Source organism: Rothia sp. HMSC058E10, from assembly GCF_001809415.1.
GTDB classification, from domain to species: Bacteria; Actinomycetota; Actinomycetes; order Actinomycetales; family Micrococcaceae; genus Rothia; species Rothia dentocariosa.
In genome coordinates, this window is the sequence record NZ_KV797645.1 from 25,654 (window position 1) to 32,921 (window position 7,268).

Annotated in this window: 8 protein-coding genes; all 8 read right to left on the bottom strand. The window is 57.6% G+C overall.

The annotated features are described in order from the left end of the window. Window positions 1-22: 22 nt before the first annotated feature. Complete coding sequence (locus HMPREF2609_RS10250; RefSeq protein ID WP_070536779.1) at window positions 23-1,513, bottom strand: ApeA N-terminal domain 1-containing protein; 1,491 nt, start codon at window positions 1,511-1,513, stop codon at window positions 23-25. A 17-nt stretch (window positions 1,514-1,530) separates the two neighbouring features. Next, window positions 1,531-2,616, bottom strand: a complete 1,086-nt coding sequence (gene ychF / locus HMPREF2609_RS10255; RefSeq protein ID WP_070536780.1) for a redox-regulated ATPase YchF — start codon at window positions 2,614-2,616, stop codon at window positions 1,531-1,533. Then, window positions 2,582-2,779: a hypothetical protein gene (locus tag HMPREF2609_RS10985; RefSeq protein WP_160311905.1), complete on the bottom strand. Its 198-nt coding sequence runs from the start codon at window positions 2,777-2,779 to the stop codon at window positions 2,582-2,584. The genes ychF and HMPREF2609_RS10985 overlap by 35 nt, the downstream gene beginning before the upstream one ends. A 65-nt stretch (window positions 2,780-2,844) precedes the next feature. Continuing rightward, window positions 2,845-3,477: a response regulator transcription factor gene (locus HMPREF2609_RS10260; RefSeq protein WP_048754929.1), complete on the bottom strand. Its 633-nt coding sequence runs from the start codon at window positions 3,475-3,477 to the stop codon at window positions 2,845-2,847. Window positions 3,478-3,642: 165 nt separating this feature from the next. Continuing rightward, window positions 3,643-4,680 (bottom strand): sensor histidine kinase, encoded by a 1,038-nt coding sequence (locus HMPREF2609_RS10265; protein WP_239664746.1) that lies wholly within the window; start codon window positions 4,678-4,680, stop codon window positions 3,643-3,645. 369 nt (window positions 4,681-5,049) lie between these two features. Beyond that, complete coding sequence (locus tag HMPREF2609_RS10270; protein WP_048754899.1) at window positions 5,050-5,808, bottom strand: ABC transporter permease; 759 nt, start codon at window positions 5,806-5,808, stop codon at window positions 5,050-5,052. A 53-nt stretch (window positions 5,809-5,861) separates the two neighbouring features. Further along, window positions 5,862-6,815 (bottom strand): ABC transporter ATP-binding protein, encoded by a 954-nt coding sequence (locus HMPREF2609_RS10275; RefSeq protein WP_070536782.1) that lies wholly within the window; start codon window positions 6,813-6,815, stop codon window positions 5,862-5,864. A 212-nt stretch (window positions 6,816-7,027) separates the two neighbouring features. Next, window positions 7,028-7,268 (bottom strand): hypothetical protein (locus HMPREF2609_RS10990; RefSeq protein WP_168162164.1); only part of this gene is annotated, 241 nt, incomplete at its 5' end.

Below are 7,268 nucleotides of genomic sequence, written 5' to 3' on the forward strand. Positions count from 1 at the left end.
TCAGCCTCTCTATTAATATATTCTAGCTCTCTTTTGCAGGGGCAACTATAATTTTATGAGCCCTTCGAGCTATTCCTCCAATCTGAGGGTTTTCATCGAAGATATTAATTTGTTGTTCAACAGAAACCCCTAACTCCTGCAGTATAATAAAGATAACTACTATTGTAGCAATATCCACTATAGTAATTAACTCTTCGTCAGAGTGACCTGTTCTTCCTTCATGAGCCAGATTGTTACGGGCTTTTACCGTAAACTTTGCCCACTTTTTTACATCTGGCATAAGTTTTGAAATTACAGCTGGATCCAGGTAATTAACTAGATCATAAAGTCTCTCTCGAAGTGTTTGATCGTTACGAATAGCACTTTTGAACTTATCGCGGTGTTTTTCTGGCACTTGCTCAAGCATCGCACTACGCATAGCTTTGAATTCACCCACCGGAAAAGGCTTGTTGCCAATTCCAAGACATCGATGAATTACTTCAACTGCTCCCACGGATGTCAGAAGATTACTTTCAATATACTGAGTTGGAGTATACCGAAGGCTCATAATCATATTAATGGCTGTTCGTAATCGGCTATGTACTTCATACCAGCGAGGTACAATTTCTGAAAATGGTATTGTGTCACATGTAAAAAGAGTTCGATGGGTCTCAACAGCTTGTGCATCAGCTACCCCTAGCGCAGGAGGTTTGTAGAGCATTTGGGCACGTCGTCGTGGAAGTTCACGACCATCAGGCAATCTCGATTCAGTCCCATCTATCTCCAATTGAACCCAGATAGTGCCAACGGCACGATGCATAGCTAAAGAAATAAGATTTTGAATAGTCACCATTTCTTCCAACGTATCAGTCAAAGATAATGGAGTTTTAGATTTTATCTGCACTCTTACTGACTCAGATATTTTAGCAATCGTTTTACCTTTTTGATGATCAATATAGGGAAGTGTATTTCCTGATACTAAGCAAATCTCTTTGTTCTCGACCGTGACTGATTGTTCACTGCAAGGAGTTACTTGAATACACCCACGCCCATCAAGCTCTTCGCTATCTGAAAACCCAAATTCGCACTCAATTCCTGATACCGCTGCCCAGACTCCAAGATCTTCGAATGACACTTCAACAGAAGAAAAAACTGAGGTGTTTTCATTCTCAATATGAATCCCAATAAGAGCTATAGAGGCCACAATAGTCTGCTTACCAGGACTATCTGGTTTAGCAAAGTAACGTTTAGTAAGACTAGGATAACATCCCAATAAAGTTATTTTCTGATACTCAGACACACCATGGATAGCATTCCACACACGACTCTCTTCACCAAACCACTTTATTTGTGTGCCATCTACGGAAGGTTCCCTTGTAATAACCCGTTCTTCAAATCCTCCAATTAGAGATAAGATTAAACCACCTTTAGCATCATAATGAAGTACACCTGGCACCTTTTCATCAGGACTCTCTGGAAGCCACCATATTCCTGCCCACTCTGCAGGTTGATCTAAATTATGTGGATTATTCATAGTCCTTTGACCAACCTCTACACGTTAAACCTAAACTCAACCACATCACCGTCTGCCATGATGTAGTCTTTGCCTTCCATGCGGACTTTGCCGCGGGCTTTTGCTTCGTTCATGGAGCCTGCCGCATCCAGGTCATCGAAGGAAACAACCTCAGCCTTGATGAAGCCACGCTCGAAATCGGAGTGGATTACGCCCGCCGCCTGCGGTGCCGTGTCTCCCTTATAAATCGTCCAGGCGCGCGATTCCTTTGGGCCAGCCGTCAGGTAGGTCTGCAGACCCAGGGTTGAGAAGCCTACACGAGCCAGCTTATCTAGGCCCGATTCGTCCTGACCGCTCATTTCCAGCATTTCGCGGGCCTCCTCCTCGGAAAGCTCCACCATGTCAGCCTCAAGTTTCGCGTCCAAGAAAACAGCCTCCGCCGGGGCCACCAGCTCACGCAGTTCTGCCTGCTTCTCCTCAGAGGCAAGCACGCCCTCATCCGCGTTAAACACGTAGATGAAAGGCTTAGCGGTCAGCAGGTTCAGCTCCTTCAAATGCGCCATCTCAAGCTTCTCGGCAGCCGCACGCGAGAAAATCGTGTTCCCGTCCTCAAGAATCTGCTGCGCCTGCTTGTAGGTTGCCAGCTGGGCGGCATCGCCCTTCTTAATCTTCACAGCCTTCTCCAGACGCGGAATAGCGTTCTCCAAAGTCTGCAGGTCAGCCAGAATCAGCTCAGTATTGATGGTCTCCATATCGGAGGCGGGGTCAACCTTGCCGTCCACGTGAATGACGTCCGGGTCATCAAACGCACGCACCACCTGGGCGATAGCGTGCGCCTCACGAATGTTCGCGAGGAACTTGTTACCCAGGCCCTCACCCTCAGAAGCGCCCTTCACAATACCCGCAATATCAACGAACGAAACAGTCGCAGGCAGAATACGCTCCGAACCAAAAATCTCAGCCAGACGGTTCAGACGCGCATCCGGCAGGTTCACCACGCCCACGTTCGGGTCAATAGTCGCGAACGGGTAGTTAGCCGCCAGCACAGTGTTGCCGGTCAGAGCGTTGAACAGGGTGGACTTGCCCACGTTAGGCAGGCCAACAATGCCGATAGTTAGAGCCACAAGTTTTCCTTCGAATCATGTACCCCACCAAACACTCAGGATGCGCCGCGTAAATGATGCGGCGGGTGCGGGCGGGCACAGGGCGAAAATGGTGCCCGCATCCAAGCGCGGCACCGCCGGTCTCGGGAAGAAACGGGTGCGGGGCGCCTGCGGGCATAGACACTACCATTCTACCGTGTTCGCGCAGGAGCCGCCCTGGTTGTCGTCCTGGTTGATGAGAGCAGGGCGCTAGAGCCAGCCGTTCTCCGTGGCGATACGCACCGCATCCTGACGCGTCGATGCACCCGTCTTCGCCATCGCCGCCGACAAATAATTACGCACCGTACCCGCCGACAAAAACAACGCCGCCGCAATCTGCTGAGCTGTACCACCCGACGCCGCCTCACGTAGCACCTGCGCCTCACGCTCCGTCAACGGAGAAGCACCCGTCACCAAAGAATCCGCCGCCAACGACGGATCCACCACACGCAACCCCGCATGCACACGACGAATCGCCTCCGCCAACTGGCGAGCACCCGTATCCTTCACCACAAAACCACTCGCACCAGCCTCCAGCGCACGGCGCACATAGCCAGGGCGGCCAAAAGTCGTCACAATCAGCGTACGCACCGGCTCACCCGACTCACTCAAAGCACCCGCATCACGCAGCGCCGCAGCCGCCTCAATACCATCAGCCAGCAAAGTACCGGGCATCTGCACATCCAGCAGCACCACGTCCGGCTTCAGCAGGGCGACCGCACCCAGCACCTCATCACCGCTACCGACCTGACCCACAATCTCCAGGTCAACCTCCAGGCCCAACAGAGCGGCAAGAGCCTCACGGATGAGCTGCTGATCGTCAGCGAGCAGAACACGAATCATGGGAGCCTCCCAGGGCTGAAGACGGTGAAAAAGACGGGGCAGAACATACCGGGTGGAACATACCAGGCGGAACAACCGTAAGAGGTTGTCTACCACCACCATACAGGGGCGGGTAGCTCCCCCGTCCAGGGCGCGGCGCTAAGTTCCACAATCTACAGCACCTACCTACAGCAGTGAGGTGTCACCGTCCATAGTCACACGGATGCGCGTGCCCACCCCACCGGCAGGGTTCTCCGCCAGCCACTGCTCGGGCGCCGCCTCAATCACCACGCTACCGCCGGACGCCGCCACACGCTGAGCCATACCCGTCAGACCGTTACCGCGGGCATCGCCCACGCCCACGCCGTTATCGAGGATGTCCAGACCGGTTGCGCTCAGACGCACCCGCGCCGCGTTCGCCTCCGAGTGGCGCACCATGTTCGTGACCGCCTCACGCAGAACCCAGGAGAACAGCTTCGCGTTCACACCAGCTACCGCGAGCGCGCTCTGGGCCTCCGGCAGTTCGGCGCGAATACCGGCGGTCTGCAGGGCACGGCCCGCACCCTCAATCTCACCCGAGAAGTCAGGCACACGCAGGCGCGTCACGGTTGAGCGGACCTCCGCCAGGGATGCGCGAGACAGCTGCGCGATCGCCTCCATTTCGGCGCCGGCGCGGGCGGGGTCAATCTCCAGCAGGCGCTGCGCCAGCTCCGCTTTGAGGGTGATGACGGTCAGGGAGTGGCCCAGCACGTCGTGCACGTCGCGGGCAATCTCCTCGCGCTCCTCAGAGAGCGCCAGGGAGGCACGCGCTACGTCCGCGCGTTCACCGAGCTCAATCAGGTAGGAGAAGCCCAGCATGCCCACCATCGGTGCACCGATAAAGAGGGCGATACCGCCGCGCGCGGTGACGTCAAAACCGATGCCCGCCATAAAGATTAGCCAGGAGGCAAGGGCAATCGTCGCCGCTACACCGAAGCGCAGGGGGTACGGGGCGATTGTGCCAAAAATCCAGAACGCCACAAAGTACATGCTGAACGACAAGAACACCACATACGCCGAATCCAGCCGCAGCGCCGTCAGGCCAGCCACGGGCAGTGCCATCAGCACCGTCCAGATGACGCTTCGACGCACCGTGGAGGCGACCGGCACCAGCCACGGCACCGCGTACGCCGAGCAGTTCACCACCGCAAACAGCACCACCAGTGCCACACCGGTCCAGCGCACCGGCGCCAGCTCCGGGGTGGTGAGGAAGCTGTCCAGCGGCATGAGCAGAAACACCAGCCACGGGGCGCTAAAGCCCAGCGCCAGCCAGTTCACGTTGCCGCTGCGTTCCCGGTGGAGGAAGCGGAAGCGGTGCTTGCCCAGGGTACGCTTCGCGGCGGAGGGTGCCGCCTCGTTCTCGGCGCTAGCCTGGTCAGTATTTTGCGGGTGCGTGTGGGTTTCGGTCATGGTTCTAGCCTAACGTGCGGGTGCCAAGGGTGCGGGTGCCGCGGGTGCAGATACCACCGGCGCGGCAGTGTTAGCAGATGCGGTGTGAGTGGATACGGCTTCCGCCGCAGCCTCGGGATTTGAGACTGCGGCGGGAAGAAGCGTTTAGCGGCGGGTTGCGCGGCGCATCAGCAGGGCAGAAACACCCAGGAAGATCGCCGCCCACGCTGCCAGGCTCACCACGGCGTACCAGAGCGGCTCGGTGACGAGCCAGTCCTCACCGCCCGAAATAATGGTCCGACCTGAGCTGAAGGGGTAGCGAGCGATCTCAGCGGCACCGTACAGCGGGGTGAAGCGGGCGTAGTTCAGCAGGTCGGTGCTCAGCGGGGAGAACACAGTACCGAAGAAGCTCATAATCACCAGCAGGCCGTTCGCAATGGACACGGCGTTCTCGTTACGAATCAGCAGGCCCATCATGATGCCGTAGAAGGCGAACACCAGACCGCACAGCACCGTCAGCGCACCGGCGGCAAGCTGCTGGTTCACAGGGATCTCAACACCGGTGAACATGCCCACAATGTTCACCGCGATGACCGGCACCGCAGAAATCACCAGGGCGGTCAGCGCCTTCGCACCCAGGTACTTGCCGGTGGTCAGCGGGGTCAGCGCCAGCTGGCGGTTCCAGCCGCTGGAGAGCTCGGTGACGGTGCTGCCGCTAATCGCCACGGTGTTCTGCACGGCACCGTACAGCGCCATGCCAATCATGACGTACGCAGCTACGTTACCGTCACCCATCGGCTGGGAGGAGTAGTCCTGCATCGCGCCGAAGAGCAGGAAGAAGACGATGGGCAGTGCCACGCCGAAGAAGAAACGGTCGGTCGAGAGGATAGAAGCGCGGATGTCATAGAGTGCGTAGCGGAGCATGATGTTTTCCTTGAGGTGTGTAGCGGCGGTGCGGTGTTGGGGCGGTACGGTATTTAGGCTTCGGATGCCTTGGAGGCGGCGGCCTGCTCGGTCAGCAGGGTGAAGGACTCATCCAGGGAGGGCTTGGTGACCTCCAGGTCGGTGATGCTGTAGTTGTTCAGCAGAGTGCGCAGTACCTGCTCAATCTCCAGCACGGAGATACGGTGGCGGTACCCGCCGGACTCTTCGGTCACCTCGACCGGCACATCCAGGTCGGTGATGGGTGCGGGTGCGAGGAAGCTGAGGTGGCGGTGGCCGGTCAGGGCACGAATCTCGTCGGAGGAGCCGTCAGCGATGATGGAGCCGGATTCCATGAGCACGATGCGCTGGGCGAAGTTCTGTGCTTCTTCCAGATAGTGCGTCGCAAAAAGAATGGTCGTTCCTCGTTCGGCGATGGCTTCCATACGCTCCCAGAAGGTGCGGCGCGCGTTCACGTCCATGCCGGCGGTCGGCTCGTCCAGAATCAGCAGTTCCGGCGAGTGCATGGTCGCCAGGGCGTAACGCAGACGCTGCTGCTGACCTCCCGAGCACTTGCCGACCTTACGCTTAGCGATATCGGTCAGGTCGGCGCCGGCGAGTACCTCATCCACGTCAATAGGCTTGGGGTACAGGGCGGCAATCATCTCGACCGTGGCGCGAATCGTCAGGTCCTTGAGCAGGCCACCAGTCTGCTGCACCGCACCGAGTAGACCGGCGCGTGCCGCTTCGGAGGCGTTGCGACCGAAGACGCTCAACTCGCCGCCACTGGGATGAGTCAGACCAAGAATCATGTCGATGAGGGTGGTCTTACCTGCGCCGTTGGGGCCGAGCAGTGCGATGATTTCGCCGCGCTTGACGGTCAGGTCAATCGAGTCGACGGCGACCACGGTGCCTGCCGCACGGGTGGAGAAAACCTGGCGGAGGGAGCGGGCGGAAATAACGGTTTCTGCGGTGTTTTGCTTGCTATTCTGAAGTGCTGCGGTGTTCATGTTTCTATTACACCGCCGGTTTTCGCACCGGTGCGGTACAGAGTGTCATGACCTGCCCATGACAAATGTCATGAGTTGAGGATATGCGAGCGTCGCGGCCCGTTACGCGAAGCGGGGGCTCCGTCCTCAAGGCGCCTGTGCCAATCGTTGTTGGGGCGCCGCAGAGGGGGCATTCCCCCGCGTAGCGTGAACGTGAAGCTGCGCTAGCGTCCCTATCCGTGCATCCCGCACATCAGATACAAAGACCCCGTGTCTTCTCCCCACACGGGGAACCCGTATCCTTCACCACGAACCCACTCGCACCAGTTTCCAGGACGCGGCGCGGCAGTGTTAGCAGATGCGGTGTGAGCGGGTACGGCTTCCGCCGCAGCCTCGGGAGCCCCTGATACTACGGAACTCTTGAGACTGCGGCGGGAAGAAGCATTTAGCGGCGGGTTGCGCGGCGCATCAGCA